This is a genomic window from Pseudoalteromonas sp. SR41-8, from assembly GCF_014163915.1.
GTDB classification, from domain to species: Bacteria; Pseudomonadota; Gammaproteobacteria; order Enterobacterales; family Alteromonadaceae; genus Pseudoalteromonas; species Pseudoalteromonas rhizosphaerae.
This window is the reverse complement of sequence record NZ_JACJEE010000001.1, coordinates 97,480-119,002: the sequence shown is the minus strand read 5'-3', so window position 1 is coordinate 119,002 and position 21,523 is coordinate 97,480. Positions and strand designations below refer to the sequence as shown.

The following is a 21,523-nucleotide window of genomic DNA, read 5'->3' as shown; positions in this document are numbered from 1 at the left end:
TACGCTGCGTTATCACCTATTTATGGGGAATAACCACACGAGATAGGTTCTGCCTTGCCTAAAAGTTAAACATACGGCTGCAAAAGTAACCTCGAAAAATAAACAGCCCCTAATTGCATCAATTAAAAGGAGCAGTAAATGAGTGAGTTAATTATTTCACTGTTAATGTTGGCTATCCCCCTTAGCATGCTGCTAACGGCTTACATTATCGGTAACAAAACCACGGCCAATAATGGCAAGGCCATCTTTTATGTACTAATCGCAAATGCTCTGTTACTTATAGGTGCGTTAACTGCTCAGACTACTTTCTCCCTGTCGTTAATATCAGCCCTTTCTTTCACAACCACTCGAATCATTATGCTGGCGCTAATCGTGTTTATCGGCATTTGCTTGGTAAGGTTTTGTCAAAACTATATGGCTGGTGAGCCACGTATTAATTACTTTTGGCGATGGTTATTGACGACTTTATCGGCTGTTACTCTGGTTGTATTAAGTAATCATTTAATTCTATTTTGGCTGGGCTGGCTATCAATTAGTCTCGCGCTACACAAGTTATTAATGTTTTATCCTAACAGGCCACGTGCAGCACTGGCCGCACATAAAAAATTCATTGTCGCCCGTTTAGCTGAAACATGTTTGTTCATCGCTTTTGCACTGCTATATAACGTACACGATACCTGGTTGATCACTGAGATCACTGCGGCCTACATAAATAATACCGCCGAGCTAACATTGAGTGAACAACTCGCAGGCAGTCTTATTGCACTGGCTGCGCTGATCAAGTGCGCACAGCTTCCGTTACATGGTTGGCTTATCCAAGTTGTTGAAGCGCCAACTCCTGTCAGTGCGCTTTTACATGCAGGGGTGATTAACCTAGGTGGTTTTTTATTAATTTTATTTGCGCCACTGTTTATGCAAGCAACAATTGCCCAGTGGTTAGTGCTGGTCGTAGCAGGGTTAACCACTGTAATTAGCGCCTTAGTCATGACGACTCGGGTCAGTGTTAAAGTTCGACTCGCATGGTCAACCAGCGCACAAATGGGTTTAATGCTCTTAGAATGTGCATTAGGACTTTTCGAACTGGCGCTCATGCATCTAGTGACACATTCTATGTATAAAGCATACGCATTTTTAAATGCAGGTAACGCAATTAATGAAGATATTAATCGCCGTCATGCACCAAAACATACTCCCTCATTAGCTGATTGGCTCAGAGGCATGATTATTTCAACAGTTATTGTTTCTTCGGCATGGTTTATCAGTGGTTACAGTGGCGCTATCAGTGTTTGGTTACTACTAACATTAGCACTCACAATACTGATTGCTACAAAGCACGGTATTGCAGGGAGGAGTATGCTAATACCCATCACTTTTATCGCTCTTATTGCGACCTTAAGCTACGTCGGATTAAAAACACTATTTGGCTTAGCTGTCGATACCACAGCATGGCGTGAAGCGGCATTTAGCATCGCTGATATCTGGGCTATCGTACTGATTACAACATTAATGGCATTAAGTTACTTTCTTCGCAATCAAAGCCAACACCCTAAAGTAAAAGCACTCTCAACCATGTTATTTGCAGGGCTGTATCTTGATGAATGGTTCACTCGGTTAACCTTAAAACTTTGGCCTATTCGCCTTCCCGTTGATAAGCAAACAAATACGAAGCACCACAACCAGACGTTTATTGCAAAGGAGTCACAATTATGAATACCGCTACCTCCTGTAACACTGAGCAAGCACTTAACAATACAGAAAAAGCGATATTAGCAAAAGTATGTGGCTACATTGCACCCAGTTGGCCACTTGATCAAATGATTGCTGTGAATCCCTTTTGGCACATGCGCGATATGCCCATCGAGCAAGTCAGTGCTCGCATAAGCGTATTGACCAATGCCAAACTACAAATGCCTAAAGCTTATTATCAAGCAAAATATCAACAACAAGCAATCACCGATGAAAACTTACGTGATGCAACCCATATATTAGGAGTTGTTTTAACACTTGAACAGCTAAAAGAGTCACTGAAAATTGATTTACCACTGATGCACTGGCATAACATTTCTGACTTGCTTGATACTCAACGAGATCCACATAAGATGGCTTGGCACGATGAAATTATTCATCAAATCAGTCAATTTTGTGCGGCACATTATCAACAGCTTGGCCCTATGCTACATCGTAACGATATTTCTCAAGTCAGTGATCTCTACCATCATTGGTTAACAGTGATCAAAGCAGACAAAGGGGTTAGTATCATCATGGATGAAAAACACCTCAACAGCTATTTTGCTCAGTTACCTGACTCAGCTGACCAATTAATTGTAGAAACAATCAATACGTTAGGAATTGACGAGGACTGCTTAGAGTATTATGCCCATGCCCTGTTACTCGATATTAATGGCTGGGCTTCGTGGCTGGCGTATTTACGTTGGCAAGGGGACTTATATCAACAGCCCCACGATGAAATGTACCAATTATTAGCGATACGTATGGCGTGGGATTTAGTTATTTGGCGTTACCTTAAGGACCATGATAAGCCAAGTTATGCGTTGTTAAGCAGTCAATGGCAGCAAGAAAAAGCACAAATATCCGAGCGTTTAAATAACCATAAAATTGCTCAGCGTCCAATATGGGTGTGGGCTAAAGCAGCAGAACTAAATTATCAACAAACACTGCAACAAAAGCTCATTAATGCTGATAAAAAAACCGTTACTAAGACACAATTACAGGCTATATTTTGTATTGATGTTCGCTCAGAAGTGATGCGCCGAGCATTAGAATCACAAAGCCAAACCATTGAAACATTCGGCTTTGCAGGCTTTTTTGGCCTGCCTATTGAATACCAAGCCCATTCTAGTGCCCTTAAGCGGCCACAACTTCCTGGGTTATTAAAACCGATAATTCAGGTCAGTGAACAACATACAAACAATAAAACGTTATCAAAGCGAAAGCTTACAGCGGCTTGGCAGAGCTGGTCTAAAGCCGCACCAGCTGCGTTTTCAATGGTTGAATCCGCGGGTTGGTTATACGCGTTTAAACTGCTAAAAAATACTTTTTTAGCAAGCCGTGATGGCATACAGTCAAGCCATAACGAGCAATGGCAATTAAACAAAAATGATCAGCAACTTAATGTTCAAGATAAAGCAGAACTTGCATATACGGTATTAAATGCCATGGCGATAGAACACTATGCTGAGACTATATTGTTGGTCGGTCACGGTAGCCATACTACCAATAATTTACATGCAGCTGGCCTTGATTGCGGAGCCTGCGGAGGACAAACAGGCGAAGTTAATGTGCGTGTGTTAGCGTCATTACTAAATGATCAGCAGGTTCGCCAAGCATTAAAAAAACGCGGATCCACTGTCCCCACAAACTGCCAATTTGTTGCCGCGCTACACAACACCACAACCGACCACATTACAATTTTTGATGAACCACTGAACGACACAACTAAGCAATGGTTATCAGCGGCGACTCAACAAGCTCAGCGCGAAAGAATACAGCATATCGAACCAAGCCTAGCATTGAAGTCACACCAAGAAATAAACAAAGCCTATCAGCAGCGAGCAAATGACTGGTCACAAGTTCGTCCTGAGTGGGGGTTAGCTAATAATGCCGCATTTATTGTTGCTCCGCGAAGCTGGACTCGCGAGGTGGATCTACAAGGCCGCAGCTTTTTACATGATTACCAGTGGCAACATGATACTGATTTTAGTTTATTAGAGCTCATTATGACTGCACCGATGATCGTCACCAACTGGATTAATACCCAATACAATATCTCGGTCACAGATAACTTTAAATATGGTAGTGGTAACAAAGTACTGCATAATGCAGTGGGAGGAAATATAGGCATCTTTGAAGGTAATGGCGGTGATTTGCGCATTGGCCTTGCTATGCAATCATTACATAATGGTGAAAAATGGATGCATGAACCACTAAGATTAAGCGTCTATATTGCCGCTCCACAACAGACAATTGCATCGATATATGAAAAACATAGCATGATCAAAAACCTGGTAGATAACGACTGGCTAAGCTTATTTCGGTGGGGTGATAACAATGAAATCGAGCGCTTTTTTAAAGGAAGGTGGCATAACTGTATTCATGCCAATGAAGGTTAACAACAATGCCACACATCGTTCTTGCGACTAAGCATCAAAAATCACGCTGGATTGCTCCTTATCTTGAGCCTTTAGGCTATCAGATTAGAGAGTCTGACGCATTTGATACCGATTCATTGGGCACCTTTAGTGGTGAAATTGCTCGTACATGCTCACCTGAACAAGCAGCATTAACTAAAGCAAAACAAGCGTGTGAATACAGTAATGCTGCATTTGGCTTAGGCAGCGAAGGAAGTTTTGGTGGTGGTCCTTATTTTGGCTTAGTTAACTTCAATACTGAATTACTTTGCCTGTATCAGCGTGATACAAACACAGCTATTTATGGCCATGCTGCTGGGCCATTTTCACCCATTAGCTTACCCATTGAACATCATACAACCGCACAAACAATAGCCGAAAAGCTAGCCAAGTTTGAACAGCAACATTGGATATTAACATTGCCGCATACGCTTGAAAAAGGCCTAAGCCTAGATGAATTGCTAGCAAGGTTTACTTATCATTTACCATCTTCGGGGAAAATTATCCCCGATTTAAGAGCCATGCATAGCCCTGAACGGCAAACTATGATCGCAAACGCAGCGAAAGATTTAGCAAGACGCTTAACGTCATTTTGCCCCCAGTGTAAGGCAGCTAATTTTGTGATTAAAAAGGCAATAGCCGGGCTAATTTGTAGCCAATGTTCATTACCAACCAAGCAAGTTAAGCATCATCTAATCGCTTGTGATCATTGCCAACATAGCTGTGTTGTTCCAAGCAACAACGCGTTGGCTGATCCAACTTATTGTCAAATTTGTAACCCATGAGACTAACACTAAATGACACCATTTAATTCAACTAAAATGTTATCAGGCGAGCAAGGTATCGTAGATGCGATCAGCTTGCTTAAGTCGGGGCAATGTGTCGCACTGCCAACCGAAACAGTATATGGGCTTGCCGCAGATGCAACAATTCCTAGTGCCGTATTAAAAATTTTTGCTGCTAAAAAACGACCTGAAAGCCATCCCCTGATTGTACATATTCCTGATCAAAGTCATTTAACCCGATGGGCAGAGCAATTACCGGCCTGTGTAAAACCACTTGCAGATGCATTTTGGCCAGGCCCCTTAACGATGATCCTTAAAGCAAAAACAGGATTAAATAATCCTGTTACAGGTGGTTTGCATACTATTGGTTTACGAGTACCAGCAAATGCTTTATTTTTAAAAATATTAACCGAACTTGATACCGGTTTAGCCGCGCCGTCAGCAAATAGCTACAAACAATTGAGTCCAATAGCACCAGAGCAAGTTATCAACGACCTAAATGGTCGTATTGCGGCGGTGTTAGATGGCGGGAAATGTTCCTATGGCATTGAATCAACCATACTGGAAGTTACTGATCAAACTCTGCGTATTTTGAGGCCAGGTCCTATTAGCGCAGTAGAAATTGAGCAGGTAACAGGACTAACCGTGGCAGTACCTTTAAAACATAACGAAATAGTGCCAGGCAATGTCAGCGCCCACTATCAACCGAATACTCCTACAACATTGATATCGCTTGAACAATTAATCACTGAGATTAATGAGCATGACAACGATAAAACACATTATTTAGTGTATTCAAAAACTGCCATCGATGCGCTGCTATTTAAACATGTGCCTATTAACAACATCACATGTTTAGCAGAAGAACCTCATGATTACGCAAAAAATCTCTATGATTCGCTGCATCAAATCGATAAACACTCATGTTTAACTATTCTGGTAGAGCAACCACCACAAGAGCAAGCATGGTCAGCAGTAAACGACAGACTCTCACGTGCAGCATCGACGTATATCGGCTAAGTAAATATTTAACTTAAAACTTTGCAAGTCATTTGATTTAACCCTAGGCTTGCAAATCACAGTCACTATCCATTGTTTTATCCTATTTATGAGACCCAAAACCTTGCTTAAATTATGATAAATATCGATAACACTGAACATGTAGAATCACAATATATTATTTTTAATCACACCTAAGATTTCGCCACAGTAGCAAGACTATTTGATCAGTAAATGTTTGATAGCAAGTTGAGCCGCCAAAAAATTAGTTAAGAGTAAAATACCAAGCCAAAAACTTAACATCCTCCCATCTAAGCACATATGACTCTCTATCCCTTATGAATGGGGAAACAATTTGAAACGAAATGAGAAAGTACATTGTTTTAGCACGGCTAAGTTGAAAATGATGAAAATACGTTCAATTAGTCATAAATCTGCAATTAAACTATAGGATAATTTCCATTCGATTTAATTAACCTAGAAAAGACGACAGACCTCAATGACCACTCCTTTAGTGCGCTTGAACTTTGCACTGCAATCTTTTGAAGATCCGCTATCAGCTGCCATGGCACATACTATGGAGTACGATACGCTGCATCTAAATGCAAACGCAGAGCATGAAATTAGACTGCTTTGTGTATTACCAGAAGATGCGCATGAAGGCGACACTATTTCGTTAAGTGCAACACATATAGCAGCGCGTGATGCACGTTACTTTATGCAATACACACTGCGTCTGAGCGATATAGAAGCCGGTACGGTAACGCTGACACTTGAAAAAATAACTCTCAGTGATGAAAGTGACGAATATGTGCTGCAATTAATGTTGCATGGTTTACATGCCACCCTCAAAGACAGTGCTGAATTTGATGTCGCAATCAAGGAATATGGCGCAGGTTATATACCACAATACGAGCCGGCCCTAGTTTCTAAAAGTCATTCACTGCGCCAATATATGACAAGTTTTAGTAGTTCATTTTTATCATTATTTTAATCCGCAAAGCTGACTTTACCCATAGTAATGGTGGGTATGCCCTGCGCTTGATTACCAAAACGTTGCTGGCCACCTGCTAAACATTCGTTCGCTAAAATCGCAAACAAAACTGCTTCTTTCGCATCTGGGTCGATACCTAGAGCATGGGTATTTTTAATCTCATGTAACTGTGGACACAAAGATAAAATATGCTTCATCAACAGTGGATTATGTATTCCCCCACCACTGGCATAAACTGTAACATCGGCTAATTTTTCACTGCATTGATTAATAGCCTGTGCAATCATCATCGCCGAAAATCGATTTAGTGTTGCCATTACATCTTCGTGGCTTAGCTCTAGGGTGTTGGTTGTCGTTTGTGCTTGGTGTAAATAAGCCAAATTGAAAACTTCAGGGCCTGTCGTCTTAGGAAAGTCCAAATTAAAAAATTCATCTTGGCATAACTCATCCAACAGCGGCTGATTTATCTGGCCTCGGTTGGCAATTAAACTATCTTTGTCATAATGAAGCGGCGCAAAATAACGTTGTATATAAGCGTCCATGATTGTATTACCTGGTCCAATATCAGAGCTAAATACAGCGCTCGCATCAGCAGATTGTGGTAAAAAAGTCAGGTTAGCAATGCCGCCCATATTCAGTAATATACGATTTTCAGTTAAGCTGCTAAAAAATAAATAGTCGCCATATACTGCAAGTGGTGCGCCTTCTCCGCCCGCTGCAATGTGCTTTTGTCTAAAATCGCCAATCGTGGTAATACCAGTCGTAACCGCTAAATGGTCGCTATCACCTATTTGCAAAGTACCATGATTAAAATCGCTCTGGTTATGCTGACTTTTAGGGCAGTGATAAATAGTTTGCCCGTGACTTGCAATCACATCAATATCAGCTGCAGCAACTTCCCATTTAGCTAAACACTGCAATACCATTTTGCCATGTAATTGCCCCACCCAAGGATGAAGTAAAGTAACTAACTCCAAATCACATTCGCGTTTGGCAAATACTGTTTTTATTTTTTGTTTATAGTCATCATCATAATCAACAGTGTCAAAGGCTAACACATCAATTTGGGTGTTCATGCCATGACCTGAGACTTTGCACAATGCAACATCTAACCCATCTAATGACGTTCCACTCATCAGACCAATTATTAATCTGTGTTGTTTTTTAGCGCTGTTATACAGTTGTAATATATGCTGATGCATTCTTTTTACCCTTAAAAATCAAAATACTAATTAATGTATATGCATTTCAAACTCAAGAATACTTTATACCTTAACTTTAAATATTGAAAGAATAATTATTGCAAACAAGTTAAAAATGCTTTAAAACTTACCAACACACTGAGTGTACCGACAACGATAAAATTCATAATAGCAAAAAATACATAACCACGGGAACTGACCATGAAACACTGCAAACCTAACTCAATGCGCCCACTCCACCTGCTATCTCCAATTGCACTGGCAATTATTGCTACTACTAGCCCTGTTTTATTGGCCGCTGAACAGCAAGAAGTGCAGCAAAAAAAACCTGAAGTAATTACTGTTACTGGCTCTCGAATTCAGCGAACGGAATTAGTTTCAAGTAGCCCAGTAGTGAGTGTTGACGAAGCACAAATACACCTAGATCGCGCGGTGAATGTAGAAGATATTACCGCAAAGTTACCACAAGCTGCAGCGGGAGCTAATAGTACAGGTGCAACGGTAGGTGACTCATTTGGCTCATCGACTATTGATTTACGTGGCCTTGGTCAAAACCGAACTTTGGTATTAATTGACGGTACGCGCGCTGTGCCATTTAGTTTTCGTAACTCAGTTGATGTCAATACAATTCCTGCCGGTTTGATCAAACGTGTTGATGTTTTAACAGGCGGTGCAGCTGCTGTTTATGGCGCCGATGCAGTAGCTGGCGTGGTTAACTTTGTGCTTGATGATGACTTTACCGGCGCTGAGTTTTCAAGTAGTTATGAAACAGCTGATGGTGGCAATGAAAAACTTAATTTTGAAGCCATTTTTGGTGGCGATATAGCTGATGGTAGTGGCCATATTACTGGCTACCTTGGTTATTCTGAACGTAAAGAGTTACTTGCTGGTGAACGTGATTATGCCTTAGAGAATGGCGCGACTATGATTAATAGCGGCGGGTTATACACCGATGTTGCCAGTGGTAATAGTTTAGCGATTAATGATGCAGGCCAAGTCGTGAGCGATCGTCAAACCAATGACTTTACCGGCGACCGCTATTTAACTCAGCCTATGGACAGATTTTCTGCTGGTTTATTATTTGATGTGGATGCCAGCGACAGCGCAATCATTTATGGCCGTGCGATGTATTCTAAAGTAACCGTTAATGGCGCCGGAGCCAGCGGCCAAACACCTATTTTTGTTAATGAGCAAGTAACTCTCACACAAGATAACCAATACATTCCTGATGAACTTCGCCAACAACTCACCTTTGATGCTGATGGTAATGCGCTAGTCAATGTTGAACGTAATTTAGGCCTTGGCGTACAGCATACTGAAGCCGTGCGAGATTCATTGCAATTTCAACTGGGTTTAAAAGGCGATATTAACGATTATTTACGTTACGATATTTATGGTCAGTATGGTCAAACCGATGAAGTAGCAACGATCTATAAAAATGCTTACAAAACCGATAAAAGTGGCAATAGTCGCTTTGCCAGTATAGCCAATACCATGGATATTTTTGATCCTAATTTAGATCTAGGCGAATTTAGCGACCCACTACTTTATACCACTCGCGAGCGAACGCAGAGCGTGTTTGCTGCCACCTTATCAGGTGATTCAAGTGCCATATTTGAACTACCTGCCGGTTATGTCGATTTTGCAATTGGTTATGAATACCGCAAAGAAACGGGCAAGCAAACACCGGGAGATGCATTTAGAAATGGCACTAGTTTTGCCGCTGTTAGCGCCTTTGATATGGATGCCAGTTTTGACAGTAGTGAGTTCTATGCAGAACTATTAGTGCCGATCTTAGTTGATATGCCATTTGCAAAAGAGCTTAGTTTTGAGGGCGCGTATCGTATTTCTGATTACTCAAACACTGAAGCAGAAGACACCTATAAACTGGGCATAAACTGGGCAATTAACGATGATATCCGTATCCGTGCGAATAAACTTACGGCATTTAGAGCACCTAACTTAGGTGAATTTGCCAGCCCAATCACCTCTCTTTCACTGGCATTGTTTGATCAAGATAGCGACCAATTCGTGCCACGTTTAGCAGGTCGTTTTAATGGTGATCCATGTTTGCTAGGTACGGGTGACGCAGCACAATGTGCCGCATTTGGCGCACCTGCAGTTGGTACTGAATTTGATAGCAGCTCTGCCGCTTATACTTACGGTGGTAACCCAGATATAAAACCAGAACAAGCTGAATCAGATACTTTAGGCGTGGTTTACACACCCAGTTATATCGATGGCTTCGATGTATCTATAGATTATTACAGCATTCGCGTAACTGATGCAGTAAGCCAAATCCAGCCAGGTGCAGCATTACAGAGCTGTTATATTGACGATCCAAATCCTAATAACCCATTGTGTGGCGCAGTATTACGCGATCCAAACACAGGCTTTATTAGCACCGCGATCGTAAATGACTTTAACCTTGCAGCGATTGAACAAGCTGGTATCGATTTAGCAGCCAACTATGTATTTGATGCACCAATGGATTTAGGCGGTCGCTTTAGGCTCTCATACCAAGGTAACTTTGTAACAAAACAAACTCGCCAAAATAATAGCACCGTAGCAGAAGTTGATTGTAAAGGTACTTATGGTAGTGCTTGTTCAGGCGATTTTGCGAGTATCTTACAAGCCGATTATAAACACCGCGCCACCTTTGATTGGCAGCTAGATACCATGAACTTCCAATTAGGCTGGCGCAGAATCGGTGAAGTAGACTACGCTGTAGATAGAACAGAAACAATTTCAGCACAAGACTACATGGACTTTGCTGCATCGTGGCAAGCAACCGAGACTATCGCGGTTAACTTTGGCATCGATAACCTGTTTGACAAAGCACCACCAACACCTGACATTGGCGCTAATCACTTTAATACTGTGAGTGATTACAGCGTTATTGGCCGTACACTAGGGGTTGCAGTTCGTTACTCACCGAGTTTTTAGTTAATCCCCTATTGCCTATAGCAGCACAGGATTAAACCCTTAAAGCGCACCCTGCTCGGTGCGCTTTTTCTTGGTTCAATGTTAATCAAAGCTATGCTGCGATAGAAACCGTAATTTTAACGGTTAAGTAAAGATGCTGTATAGTTGCTCAGTGCTCGCGTGAGATTTGCTAATAGTGATTGTTGCATTACACTTTGCTTGCTAAACAAGGCATTACTCAAACTGTATCTCTATCGGCTCGCTAAGCATTTCATCACGGCTTACAGCAACAACTCGGATATGTGAAAGCGCAAGTCCATTGTTGTTATTCTCAACTGTGATTGAGCGCATTATTGATGGGTAAATTTTATATTGCCAATCATCGCCATATTTAAGATAAACAAGCGTTTTAAATACATGCTCAGGTTGCGCATGATGCCAACTCAGTTTTGTCACCTGTGCATATTGGTTATAGCTCACTGCAGGTTTACTCACCTCCTGAACTGGTAACCAATTTGATAGCGGCAGTAATGCTTGATGTTGAAACACGCCCTTTTCTATCACCTGAGAAAAGTCAGCGTTTTCTAATGATTTTACATTCCAAAATACAACGCCTGGCGAGTTATTAAGCATCGCCCGATTGATCATAATTTGGTTAACGATTTCGTCGATTCCTGCATCCGTATTTGCTATCAGTGTGTTGATACCTGGCCATAAATGACGATTTTGAGTATTTTGCGATTGCCACCACGCAATTAACAATGGATAGCTTTGCGAGTATTGGTTGATAGGCCAATATAATTGCGGAGTAAAATAATCAAGCCAACCTTCATTTAGCCATAGTTTGGCATCGGCATAAAGCTTTTCATACTGATCTAAACCACGGATCGTGGCCGGTTGCTTTGGACGATATATCCCAAATGGACTAATACCTACTTGTACATGTGGCTTCAGCTGTTTTACTTGCTCATAGAGCGTTTTTGTAAATTGATTCACGGCAGCTCGACGCCAATTACCTTTACTTAATTTACCTCCTTGTTTTTGATAATCTAAATATTGGCTTTGATCAGGAAAATCTTCACCTTCATTATAGGAAGGATAAGGGTAAAAATAATCATCATAGTGAAGGCCGTCAATATCATAGTTTTCTACCAACTCTAGTAACGTCGCAATACTATAATCGATCACTGACTGATTAGTTGGAATGAACCAATGCATACCATTTTTAAGCTGCACGACATCTTCAGCCATTTGCATACTAATTGATTGTTCGCTGACAATTCCACCTGATGGGTGATGAACTCGATAAGGATTGAACCACGCATGTAGCTTTAAACCTCGCTGATGCGCTTGTTCAATCCAAAACTGCAAAGGATCATAAAATGGTTCTGTGGCTTTCCCCTGCTCACCGGTTAAATAGTAAGACCATGGCTCAGTAGAGCTTTGATAAAGTGCATCAGCTTGTGGCCGTACTTGAAAGATAACTGTATTAAAATTATTCGTTTGCAGCGTATCTAATATTTTTATTGCTTGGCGTTTCTGCTCTTCGACAGGCAGGCCTGGTTGCTGCGGCCAGTTTATATTTGCAACAGTCGCAACCCATGCTGCACGAAATTCACGGACAACCTCTTCTGTATGAATAGTTGCAAGCAGTGGATTTGCCTGCTGTTTGATAATAGGGGTTAAAGGAGCGGACTGGCAAGCGATTAAAGTAACAGATATGAGCAGAGAGAAAATTACTCGGACCATCATATATTTCCTAACAAGTGAAAAAATATAGCCGATAGTGAGGACTATCGGCTATGGGGGAATTAAAATTTATACTGGGCGCCGAGTAAGAATCTACGGCCATAATTATGAATAGCAAGTGGACGATTGCTATCTGACATACCAGTGCTGTTACTTGACATTGAACGCTGGTCTTCATCGGTTAAATTAATGGCTTGAAATAGCACATTCAGATTATCAGTCACATTGTAGCTAAGGTTCAAATCATATTGACCAAAGTCATCAATGTACTGGTTGAGTCCTAAATAAGTTGTATAAAAGTATTCCGAACGATAAGTATATGAAACCCTTGCACTAAAGCCCATATTCTCGTAATACACTGTGGCATTGAAGGTATCTTCTGAATTATTAGGCAGAACGGCTTCTTCTCCTGCAGCGACCTGCTCTGCGGTTTGCTCTAACTCAGCATCTGAGTAAGTATAGTTAGTTTGAATACCAAAACCATAACCTAGCTTTTGCGTATAATTAACTTCAAAGCCTGAGTTTTCGCCGCCTAAACCATTTAATGGTTGAGTGATCAAGAAAGTACGCAGTTCTTCAGCACCGGTATCTGGATCAGTCCACATCCACTCTTTATCAACAGTGCTATTTGTAATGTATGAATCGATATCTTTATAAAAGTAAGCTAATGATAAGATAGATGACTCATTAAAATACCATTCAGCTGATAAGTCATATTGCGAAGCACGATATGGTTTTAAATCAGGATTACCTTCATTACCCTTACAGCCTGTTGCTGCAGTGCAATAACCACTTTTACGAGCGGATAAAAAATCATAATCAGGACGAGACATAACTTTTGCTGCAGCAAAACGCAGGATGATCTCATCACTGTAATCATAAGCGATATTTAAACTCGGTAGAAAGTCGTCATAACTAGTAGAAAAACCAACTTCTTCGATATTTTGCGGATCAAAACTACGGCCCGTATATTGTAGTGACTGCGAGTCAACATCGGTTTTGACAGCTCGAACACCTAAGTTACCGCGAATATCACTGAATGAAAACAATGCTTTTACGTAACCGGCAGTAATGGTTTCTTGCAAGTCATATGTATAATCTAGATGTTCATAAGGCGCTGTTGATGGTTCGGTAGAAGCAATCCAATTACTATAAGCGGCATTATCAAATTGCCATAAAATGGCATTCTCACCACCCATAAAATCATTAACTGTGGTAGTTGCAAACTGGCCTAAATTATTCGTACTGCCATCAGCCCCCTTTTTAGGATAATTTGCTTTAATTAAGTTTGCGGCTTTACTGTGTTCTCGGTATTTGACCCCAGTTTTTATCGCCGTAAAGTAATCATGATCGAGTCGATACTCAAAATCAAATTGCACATATTTCTCATCGGAATCATTCGCGATATCATTTTTATGATTGTAGTCTAAGCGATAATCGGCAGGCGTAAGAGAATCTGATAATTCAACTTCTGGCATGCCATTTTCGATGCTGTACGAAGCGTCAGTGTCTGCGTAGTACTCTGAATATACGTCACTTACTGCGCCTTCAGCTTTACTATAGCCAAACTGTGTTGTCAGAGTGTAGTTATCTTTTGCATAGGTAACTTTAATATCGTGAGCTTGAGTTTTAAATTCACCTTGGTATCCGGCATTTCCGTAATAGCCTAAATTATTATGGGCAGGTAAAGTCCCAGCAATCACAGTCCCATCGACAATATCGGCCTGCTCAATATTGCCGATGTTTTGTAATATAAAACCACTCGAATAAGTACCGTAAGACTCATGCTCAGATTTTGAATACAAGTTATTAAATAAAATATCTAAATTTGCTGAAGGTGCGTATTGTAAGGTAGCCGTAATGGTATTTAAATCCGAGTCACTGGCATAGCGATTATAACCTACCGCCCCAGGGTAATACTCATTATTGCCATCACCGTTGGCATCAACACTACGGTAACCAAATCTTACTTCTTTACTGTCTCTTTGGGTTGTGAGTTCTTTGCGCACAAAGCCCACATTAAAACCAAAGTCTTCATCTTCATTTTTCCAAGAGTATAAACCTGAAATATAAGGCTTAGTTTCATCCGCATTTTCAAAATGAAATGCTTTCACTGACAGTGCCGCATAGTTAGATTCACTGTCTAGTGGCTTGCGTGTTCTAACCACCACAGTGCCGCCAATTGAACCTTCATCAACATCAGCCTCAGCTGACTTAAACACTTCTAAAGTATCGACTAACTCTGCAGGCAAAAGTGAATAGTTAAAACCACGTGATGGACGAGTGATAGACGCCGATGCCGTCGCTGAAGCAACACTCTGACCATTTAATAAGGTAATGTTTAGATGGGGTGCTGTACCACGAATACTTACTCGGTCACTTTCTCCGCCTAAGTCTTTTTCAACTTGCACACCCGGAATACGTTGCAGGGCATCGGCTACCGTTTGGTCAGGGAATTTACCGATATCTTCTGCAGATACGGCATCAACAACACTGTTAGCAAACCGTTTCATATTGAGACTCTTCTCGACAGAAGCTGCGTAGCCTTTTACCTCTATACGTTCGATATCTTCTTTTGTTAAGTTTTCTTTGTCTAATTGCTCTGCATCATTAGCAAAAGCCGTACTAGAAGCTGAAATAACCAAAGTGGCGAGTAATGATTTTTTGAATTGAGCTGTAATTGTGTGGAATTTATTATTCATAGTATAAGCATTTAACCTTTTTATATTGCAAAGTACTTGTACGGCTTCAGCTAATTTAAAATAGCTAAATCAAGACATATTTTATAGTTTTGTTACCTGCTGTTAACTTAGTCAAAAAAACACACAAGGTCAATATAATTTATTCCAAAATAAATAAATATTTACAATTTATAATTCCAAAAATATACAAAATGTCCTTTAGTCGCTATCTAAATAAAGCACTTAAATTTATGAAAAATGAGAGCCTTATAAATAAGTGCAATTAAAACAAAAGATTAACGATATAGTGAACTTCGAGGTTAATTTAAATTACGCAGTAGTAAGATACCGTAATTTAAATTAGGTTGGCGCAGAATTGGCAAATTGGACTACTTTGTCGATAACTTAGGGGGCCTTGTAAGCAAGTAGTACTGATCTGTTATTGTAGCTACTGAGGTTTTTGCTGGTTTTTTGGCTAATTGCAGCGCATGATAAATAATATATTTAGTTGCTTTACTCAACGCCACAAAACATTTTAGCTTGGGGTTTTGCATCTAACGCTAATAAAAAATCATCAGGGAACTGCATTTCGTTTGATATCGAATACGCTGTATCCCAGCGCTCATAAGCTTTTGCCAAACACACTGGGATCATTTGGGCTTATTACATTAAGCCCGATTCAATTAACTGTGCCACATAGTCTTAGTTTTTGACCAAACACTGTTAGATCTGCGAAGAGTAAAACATGGTAAGTACGAATCACCATCTAAGGATTTTTTAATGCCATCAATCCATAGCTCTGCGCAATCAAAATGATTTTCTTCAAGCCAAGCATAAAACTCTCTGTTGATGCAAAAGACTTGATATTAAATGGTTCAAATTTTCCAATTTACTTAAAACTCAATCACTTCAATCGCACCGCGTTTTTGCATAGTTACAAACAGCTTGGTTTGCTGGTCATTAAATGCCACATTGGTTGGATGCTGCCCTGTTAAAGTATAGGTTTGCAATATCTTACCTGCGGGGCTAATTTTTAAAATAACACCTGCGCCATAACGGGCAACATACAGGTTACCTTGGTTATCAACACGCATGCCGTCCATACCATGGTCGTCAAATGTGATCAGCGGCTGCTTATTGCTGATGTTTAGCTCACTATCAAGATCATACTGCCAAATAACCCGCTGCACGCTTTCGTTTACGTAGAGTTTACTATTGCTGTTATTAACCGCCACACCATTGGTGGTGCCCATATTATCTTCTAATAATTGAGTACTCCCATCTGTATTTATACGCCATAATTTGCCGGTAGCATCAGCCCAATTAGGGTCGCTGGCAAATAATACACCGCGTTTGGTAATCGCAATATCGTTTGGTTGATTCATGGTTTTATTATGAGCAAAAACCTCAACGCTTTTACTATTAGCAGGCACTTTTAAAATATTATGATTTACATAATCCGCAATATAGAGATTACCTTGGCTATCAAATTGCAAACCATTACCAACGCTGTCATTTGGCAGCTTTAAAAATAAGCTGGCTTTACCATTGTTATCAACCTTACCAATGGTGCCCTGCTCAGCAAAATTAACTGCGTATAAATGCTGCTTATAAAAAACAGGTCCTTCAACGCCTTGAGTAAACACATTATCAGGCACAAACTCCTTACTGTGCTGCGCAATACTGGTGGCACTAAAAAGTGCTGCACAGCTCAATCCACAGATCATCGCTTTCATTTTATTATTATTCCTAATTTAAATTATTACTGGTGAAGATGCTCAAAATAGGGAAATTGTCTTCGCCAAACGACAGCGTTAATGAGCGTTGCTCGCCATCCTCTAGTTTAATGTTTTCAGCCAAGGAAATCGGGGCAACTCGCCGCCCATCAGCAAATAACGCCATAATATGTTCCGCTTGTAAAATGCGTGAACCTGACGCGTCATTACGAATTGTCACCACTGCGACTCGTCGGCCTTGCTCACTACTCATAAAAACGGAATTAACCACTGTAAAATCACTTTTTTTTGGAGTAATTTTCGCATCATTTTCAAAACTAAACTGCATTCCCTGTAACGCAACTTGATCGACCGACAATACTTCATCATTTGCCTTTACCAAACCGCTAACAAAAGCACTGACTAGCAGTGGCAGTAAAACCAACAGTTGTATTTTCATTTCATTCCCTCGCTAACAACATCTATCTAAAGGTTATTTTTAACACAACTTGTTCTTAAATGGCAGAACAAATCACCACTATTGCACTGCTGCAAAAATGATTCTCTGCACAGCGATAAACTAATCCATACGCAGCATTGAATTTGCTCACCTTAGCCCTAAGTTCATACGTTAAGCATTTAACTCGCTGCAGACAACTAAGCATTTAGATTTACAGTACTTATACGCAGCTCTTTTTAACTGGATACGGAAAAAAATTATGCAATCTATTACCAATAAACAGCTTACGCTTAAATCTCGTCCTCATGGTGCGCCAACACTTGATAATTTTGCTATTAAAAGCGTACAAATGCCTGAATTACAACAAGGCGAAGTATTACTACGTACCATTTATTTATCACTTGACCCTTACATGCGTGGCCGCATGAGTGATGCGAAATCATATGCTGATCCGGTAGAAATTGGCGATGTCATGGTTGGCGCAACCGTATGTCAAATTGAGCAATCAAATAACGACAAGTTTGCAAAAGGCGATTGGGTACTAGCCTATACAGGCTGGCAGGAATATGCGATTTCAAATGGCGAAGGATTAATGCCATTAGGCAAAGAGCCAAATAATCCATCGTATGCATTAGGTATTATGGGTATGCCTGGCTTTACTGCTTATATGGGGCTGCTGGATATTGGCGCACCGAAAGAAGGTGAAACAGTGGTCGTAGCTGCTGCAACAGGCCCAGTAGGTGCAACTGTTGGGCAAATTGCTAAACTCAAAGGTTGTAAAGTAGTCGGTGTGGCAGGCGGCAGTGAAAAATGCCAATACGCAGTCGAAAAGCTTGGTTTTGATGCCTGTATTGATCACCATAGCGATGACTTTGCCAAGCAGTTAGCTGAGGCATGTGATACGGGGATTGATGTTTATTATGAAAATGTGGGCGGAAAAGTCTTTGACGCCGTATTACCATTATTAAATACCGCTGCGCGCGTACCATTATGTGGCTTAGTGTCGCAATATAATGCGACTGAGTTACCACAAGGACCCGATCGCATGGGGGCTCTGATGGGGCAAATTCTCTCTAAGCGCATTCGTATGCAAGGCTTTATTATTTTTGATGATTATGGTCATCGTTATGATGAGTTCGCCACAGATATGCAAAAATGGCTCAGCGAAGGGAAAATTCAATACCGTGAACATTTAATAACCGGGCTTGATAATACAGTGTCTGCTTTTAACGATATGCTGGATGGCAAAAACTTTGGCAAAACTGTAATACAAGTTAACCAGCCACTATAAACTTTATTTTTCAAGCGCAGTTATTACTGCGCTTACAAGGAACACTATGATCAAGTTACATCATTTAAATAAATCACGCTCTAAACGTATTATTTGGTTACTCGAAGAGCTAGACGTTGACTACGAAATTGTGGCTTATCAACGCAACCGTGAAACCTTTTTAGCTCCTGATGAGCTTAAAGCGATTCATCCACTGGGCAAATCACCAGTGATTGAGGACAATGGCCAAATAATTGCTGAATCAGGTGCGATCACAGACTATTTGATCAGTAAATACGGTAACGGTAAGTTTGCGCCAAGCAGTGACAGTAAAGACTATATTGACTACCAGCAATGGCTGCACTTCGCTGAAAGCTCAGCAATTTTACCGCTATTATTAAAAATGTTTGTGCAAAAAGATGGCGCTAAAACGCAATTTTTAGAAGGCTATGCCGATGCAGAAACCGCAAAAGTTATTAGTTACTTTAATGACCGCTTAGAAGGGAAGCGTTACTTAGTAGGTGACTCTCTAACCGGTGCTGATTTTATGATGTCATTTATTGTTGAAATTGTTAAAAATGCAGGCCAACTAGCACATTTTAAAAATCTCGTTAAATACGATGAGCAATTACAAACTCACGAGAAATTTCATTCCGCTAATGAGTTAGAAGCAAAGTACGACTAAATTAGTTTTGTTTTGCTGTTTAAGGTGGTTTTACAGCCAAGCGATGCACCCATTCCGATTCGGTCTATCGAGATAGATTTTTTAAAGCATTATAATTCAAAAAGTGCAGTTGCTCATTAATTTGACTACTGCACATTAATTGCTAAGCATTAACATTATTTATACATAACTGATTATTAAAAAAGTAAATTCGTTTTATAAGTCATTCCACTTAACGAATTACGTTGAGTTATAATCAGCCAATATAAAATCGCACCAAATAATACTGGAAAACATATGACCATAAATATGCGCCTCGCCACTGGTTTTGGAGTGATCTTATTAATGATGCTCACATTAACCATTATTGGCACATCTCAAGTAAATCAAATTGACAATAATATAACTGAAATTAACGATATAAATTCTGTTAAGCAGCGTTATGCTATTGATTTTAGGGGCGCAGTACATGATAGGGCAATAGCAATACGGGATGTGGTGATATTAACAAATGCTAGTGATTTAAGCGATACGATTAGCTTAATAAATGAGCTCAATAACAATTACCAAATATCGCATGAAAAAATGGCGAGCTTGGTTGATCAAATGACTGATCACGAGCGCTCCCTAATGAAAAAAATTGATAAAATAGAAGAGCATACCCTCCCCTTAGTGGAAAATATTATCGCCGCTAAACGTGCTAATAATATAAAGCACGCAACTATGCTATTATTAACCGATGCGCGTCCCTCATTTGTAGAATGGTTGGACAGCATTAATCAATTCATCAATCTGCAAGAGCAAACAAATCATAATTTAACGGATAAAACACGTGAGATAACCAGCTCATTTGAGCTATGGATGATTTCATTAACTGCACTGGCTGTTATTATTGGCGCCGTAATTGCCTATATTATTAGTTCAAAAATTAAAAATGCAGTAGGCGGTGAACCACAAGAAGCGGCAGAAGTAATTGCACGTATCGCTAAAGGTGATTTAACCACTGAAATAAATTCCTGCTGCCCTAATAGTATGATGGCATCAGTTCAAGTAATGCAAAAAGAATTGAAAGCTATCGTCAATAGCATTATTGATTCTTCACAAGAGCTTTCATCTCATTCAGCAAGTGTCGCCTCAGGCTCACAACAAGCACTTTATGCTGCAGATAATCAAGTTACGCTAACTAACTCTGCCGTCACCAATTTAGCCAATATGAGCCATAGCATTCACTCAGTTGCCAGCGCAGTAAAACAAACTGAAGATAATTCAAAAATTACCGCACAATTATCACAACAAGGTAGTCAATCGGTGCAAAAAGTAGCAACCGAAATTGGCGGCATATCAACCACAGTGAAAGCAACAGTCAAACAAGTAAACATACTACAAAATCATGTTAAAAACATTGGTGATATATTAAGTGTGATACGTAGTATTTCAGATCAAACTAACTTGCTAGCGCTAAATGCAGCTATTGAAGCCGCTCGTGCAGGCGAATCTGGACGTGGTTTTGCCGTTGTAGCTGATGAAGTTAGGCAACTCGCCCAACGTACAGGTGATGCGACCGGTGATATTGAGAAAATGATTTTACAGATCCAAGATAATACCCAAGCATCTGTCACTGCGATGGAAACCACAGTACCACAAGTAGAAAGTGGTTTATTATTGATGGATGAAGCCAATCAACTACTGCAAGAGATACAACAACAAGCCAATGATTCCTTGGAAAAAGTACTTGAAATTGTCGACTCAACATCAGTGCAAGTTGCCACAGTGTCAGAAATTAGTTCTGGTGTAGAGGAAATCGCTAACATGTCCAAGGAAACCAGTTTATCCTTAAAAAACAATGCACAAGAAGCAGTCGCATTGGCTGAGTTATCAAAAACACTGAAGCAGTACATTAGCTATTTCAAAGTGAACTAAAGAGCGCTTTA

15 protein-coding genes are annotated in these 21,523 nt (G+C 40.3%); 9 read left to right on the top strand and 6 right to left on the bottom strand.

The window, feature by feature from the left end:
* The first annotated feature begins 138 nt into the window (after positions 1-138).
* The 5 genes from H5162_RS00475 to H5162_RS00455 all read left to right on the top strand — a co-directional run bounded on the left by H5162_RS00475 (position 139) and on the right by H5162_RS00455 (position 6,926).
* Entirely contained in the window at positions 139-1,710 is a 1,572-nt protein-coding gene (locus tag H5162_RS00475) for an NADH-quinone oxidoreductase subunit L (RefSeq protein WP_182760106.1), read from the top strand.
* On the top strand, positions 1,707-4,130 hold the full coding sequence (locus H5162_RS00470) for a YbcC family protein (RefSeq protein ID WP_182777306.1): 2,424 nt from the start codon (positions 1,707-1,709) through the stop codon (positions 4,128-4,130). Before H5162_RS00475 ends, H5162_RS00470 begins: the two co-directional genes overlap by 4 nt.
* A gap of 5 nt (positions 4,131-4,135) precedes the next feature.
* On the top strand, positions 4,136-4,933 hold the full coding sequence (locus H5162_RS00465; RefSeq protein WP_182732406.1) for a DUF6671 family protein: 798 nt from the start codon (positions 4,136-4,138) through the stop codon (positions 4,931-4,933).
* A 12-nt stretch (positions 4,934-4,945) separates the two neighbouring features.
* Positions 4,946-5,953, top strand: coding sequence for an L-threonylcarbamoyladenylate synthase (locus tag H5162_RS00460; protein WP_182735289.1), 1,008 nt, complete (start codon positions 4,946-4,948; stop codon positions 5,951-5,953).
* A 478-nt stretch (positions 5,954-6,431) separates the two neighbouring features.
* Positions 6,432-6,926: a hypothetical protein gene (locus H5162_RS00455; protein ID WP_182757538.1), complete on the top strand. Its 495-nt coding sequence runs from the start codon at positions 6,432-6,434 to the stop codon at positions 6,924-6,926.
* Here H5162_RS00455 and H5162_RS00450 read toward each other — a convergent pair.
* Positions 6,923-8,128, bottom strand: a complete 1,206-nt coding sequence (locus H5162_RS00450) for an anhydro-N-acetylmuramic acid kinase (protein WP_182735291.1) — start codon at positions 8,126-8,128, stop codon at positions 6,923-6,925. The genes H5162_RS00455 and H5162_RS00450 overlap by 4 nt on opposite strands.
* Positions 8,129-8,329: 201 nt before the next feature.
* On the opposite strand from H5162_RS00450, the gene H5162_RS00445 reads away from it, so the two are divergent.
* Complete coding sequence (locus tag H5162_RS00445) at positions 8,330-11,074, top strand: TonB-dependent receptor domain-containing protein (protein WP_182757540.1); 2,745 nt, start codon at positions 8,330-8,332, stop codon at positions 11,072-11,074.
* 213 nt (positions 11,075-11,287) lie between these two features.
* Here the strand turns inward: H5162_RS00445 and H5162_RS00440 are convergent, their stop codons facing one another.
* From H5162_RS00440 to H5162_RS00420, 5 genes are all read right to left on the bottom strand, one after another.
* The gene (locus H5162_RS00440) at positions 11,288-12,805 is read right to left on the bottom strand and encodes a glycoside hydrolase family 10 protein (RefSeq protein ID WP_259398155.1); all 1,518 of its coding nucleotides are present in this window, start codon (positions 12,803-12,805) and stop codon (positions 11,288-11,290) included.
* Positions 12,806-12,864: 59 nt separating this feature from the next.
* Positions 12,865-15,504, bottom strand: a complete 2,640-nt coding sequence (locus H5162_RS00435; protein ID WP_182777304.1) for a TonB-dependent receptor — start codon at positions 15,502-15,504, stop codon at positions 12,865-12,867.
* 492 nt (positions 15,505-15,996) lie between these two features.
* Positions 15,997-16,137: a hypothetical protein gene (locus tag H5162_RS00430; protein WP_182732401.1), complete on the bottom strand. Its 141-nt coding sequence runs from the start codon at positions 16,135-16,137 to the stop codon at positions 15,997-15,999.
* Positions 16,138-16,376: 239 nt separating this feature from the next.
* A complete protein-coding gene (locus tag H5162_RS00425) occupies positions 16,377-17,219 on the bottom strand; it encodes an SMP-30/gluconolactonase/LRE family protein (RefSeq protein WP_145239755.1) in 843 nt (280 codons plus the stop codon).
* Positions 17,220-17,232: 13 nt separating this feature from the next.
* The gene (locus H5162_RS00420; RefSeq protein WP_145239758.1) at positions 17,233-17,658 is read right to left on the bottom strand and encodes a hypothetical protein; all 426 of its coding nucleotides are present in this window, start codon (positions 17,656-17,658) and stop codon (positions 17,233-17,235) included.
* 259 nt (positions 17,659-17,917) lie between these two features.
* On the opposite strand from H5162_RS00420, the gene H5162_RS00415 reads away from it, so the two are divergent.
* The 3 genes from H5162_RS00415 to H5162_RS00405 all read left to right on the top strand — a co-directional run bounded on the left by H5162_RS00415 (position 17,918) and on the right by H5162_RS00405 (position 21,512).
* A complete protein-coding gene (locus H5162_RS00415; RefSeq protein WP_145239761.1) occupies positions 17,918-18,949 on the top strand; it encodes an NADP-dependent oxidoreductase in 1,032 nt (343 codons plus the stop codon).
* A 46-nt stretch (positions 18,950-18,995) separates the two neighbouring features.
* A complete protein-coding gene (locus H5162_RS00410; protein WP_145239764.1) occupies positions 18,996-19,613 on the top strand; it encodes a glutathione S-transferase family protein in 618 nt (205 codons plus the stop codon).
* A gap of 276 nt (positions 19,614-19,889) precedes the next feature.
* The gene (locus tag H5162_RS00405; RefSeq protein ID WP_145239767.1) at positions 19,890-21,512 is read left to right on the top strand and encodes a methyl-accepting chemotaxis protein; all 1,623 of its coding nucleotides are present in this window, start codon (positions 19,890-19,892) and stop codon (positions 21,510-21,512) included.
* Positions 21,513-21,523: the final 11 nt, after the last annotated feature.

Bases quoted from the DNA above. Each gene is read 5' to 3' on its own strand.
- H5162_RS00475 (WP_182760106.1), top strand. From the start codon at position 139: ATGAGTGAGTTAATTATTTCACTGTTAATGTTGGCTATCCCCCTTAGC.
- H5162_RS00470 (WP_182777306.1), top strand. From the start codon at position 1,707: ATGAATACCGCTACCTCCTGTAACACTGAGCAAGCACTTAACAATACA.
- H5162_RS00465 (WP_182732406.1), top strand. From the start codon at position 4,136: ATGCCACACATCGTTCTTGCGACTAAGCATCAAAAATCACGCTGGATT.
- H5162_RS00460 (WP_182735289.1), top strand. From the start codon at position 4,946: ATGACACCATTTAATTCAACTAAAATGTTATCAGGCGAGCAAGGTATC.
- H5162_RS00455 (WP_182757538.1), top strand. From the start codon at position 6,432: ATGACCACTCCTTTAGTGCGCTTGAACTTTGCACTGCAATCTTTTGAA.
- H5162_RS00450 (WP_182735291.1), bottom strand. From the start codon at position 8,128: ATGCATCAGCATATATTACAACTGTATAACAGCGCTAAAAAACAACAC.
- H5162_RS00445 (WP_182757540.1), top strand. From the start codon at position 8,330: ATGAAACACTGCAAACCTAACTCAATGCGCCCACTCCACCTGCTATCT.
- H5162_RS00440 (WP_259398155.1), bottom strand. From the start codon at position 12,805: ATGATGGTCCGAGTAATTTTCTCTCTGCTCATATCTGTTACTTTAATC.
- H5162_RS00435 (WP_182777304.1), bottom strand. From the start codon at position 15,504: ATGAATAATAAATTCCACACAATTACAGCTCAATTCAAAAAATCATTA.
- H5162_RS00430 (WP_182732401.1), bottom strand. From the start codon at position 16,137: ATGATCCCAGTGTGTTTGGCAAAAGCTTATGAGCGCTGGGATACAGCG.
- H5162_RS00425 (WP_145239755.1), bottom strand. From the start codon at position 17,219: ATGAAAGCGATGATCTGTGGATTGAGCTGTGCAGCACTTTTTAGTGCC.
- H5162_RS00420 (WP_145239758.1), bottom strand. From the start codon at position 17,658: ATGAAAATACAACTGTTGGTTTTACTGCCACTGCTAGTCAGTGCTTTT.
- H5162_RS00415 (WP_145239761.1), top strand. From the start codon at position 17,918: ATGCAATCTATTACCAATAAACAGCTTACGCTTAAATCTCGTCCTCAT.
- H5162_RS00410 (WP_145239764.1), top strand. From the start codon at position 18,996: ATGATCAAGTTACATCATTTAAATAAATCACGCTCTAAACGTATTATT.
- H5162_RS00405 (WP_145239767.1), top strand. From the start codon at position 19,890: ATGACCATAAATATGCGCCTCGCCACTGGTTTTGGAGTGATCTTATTA.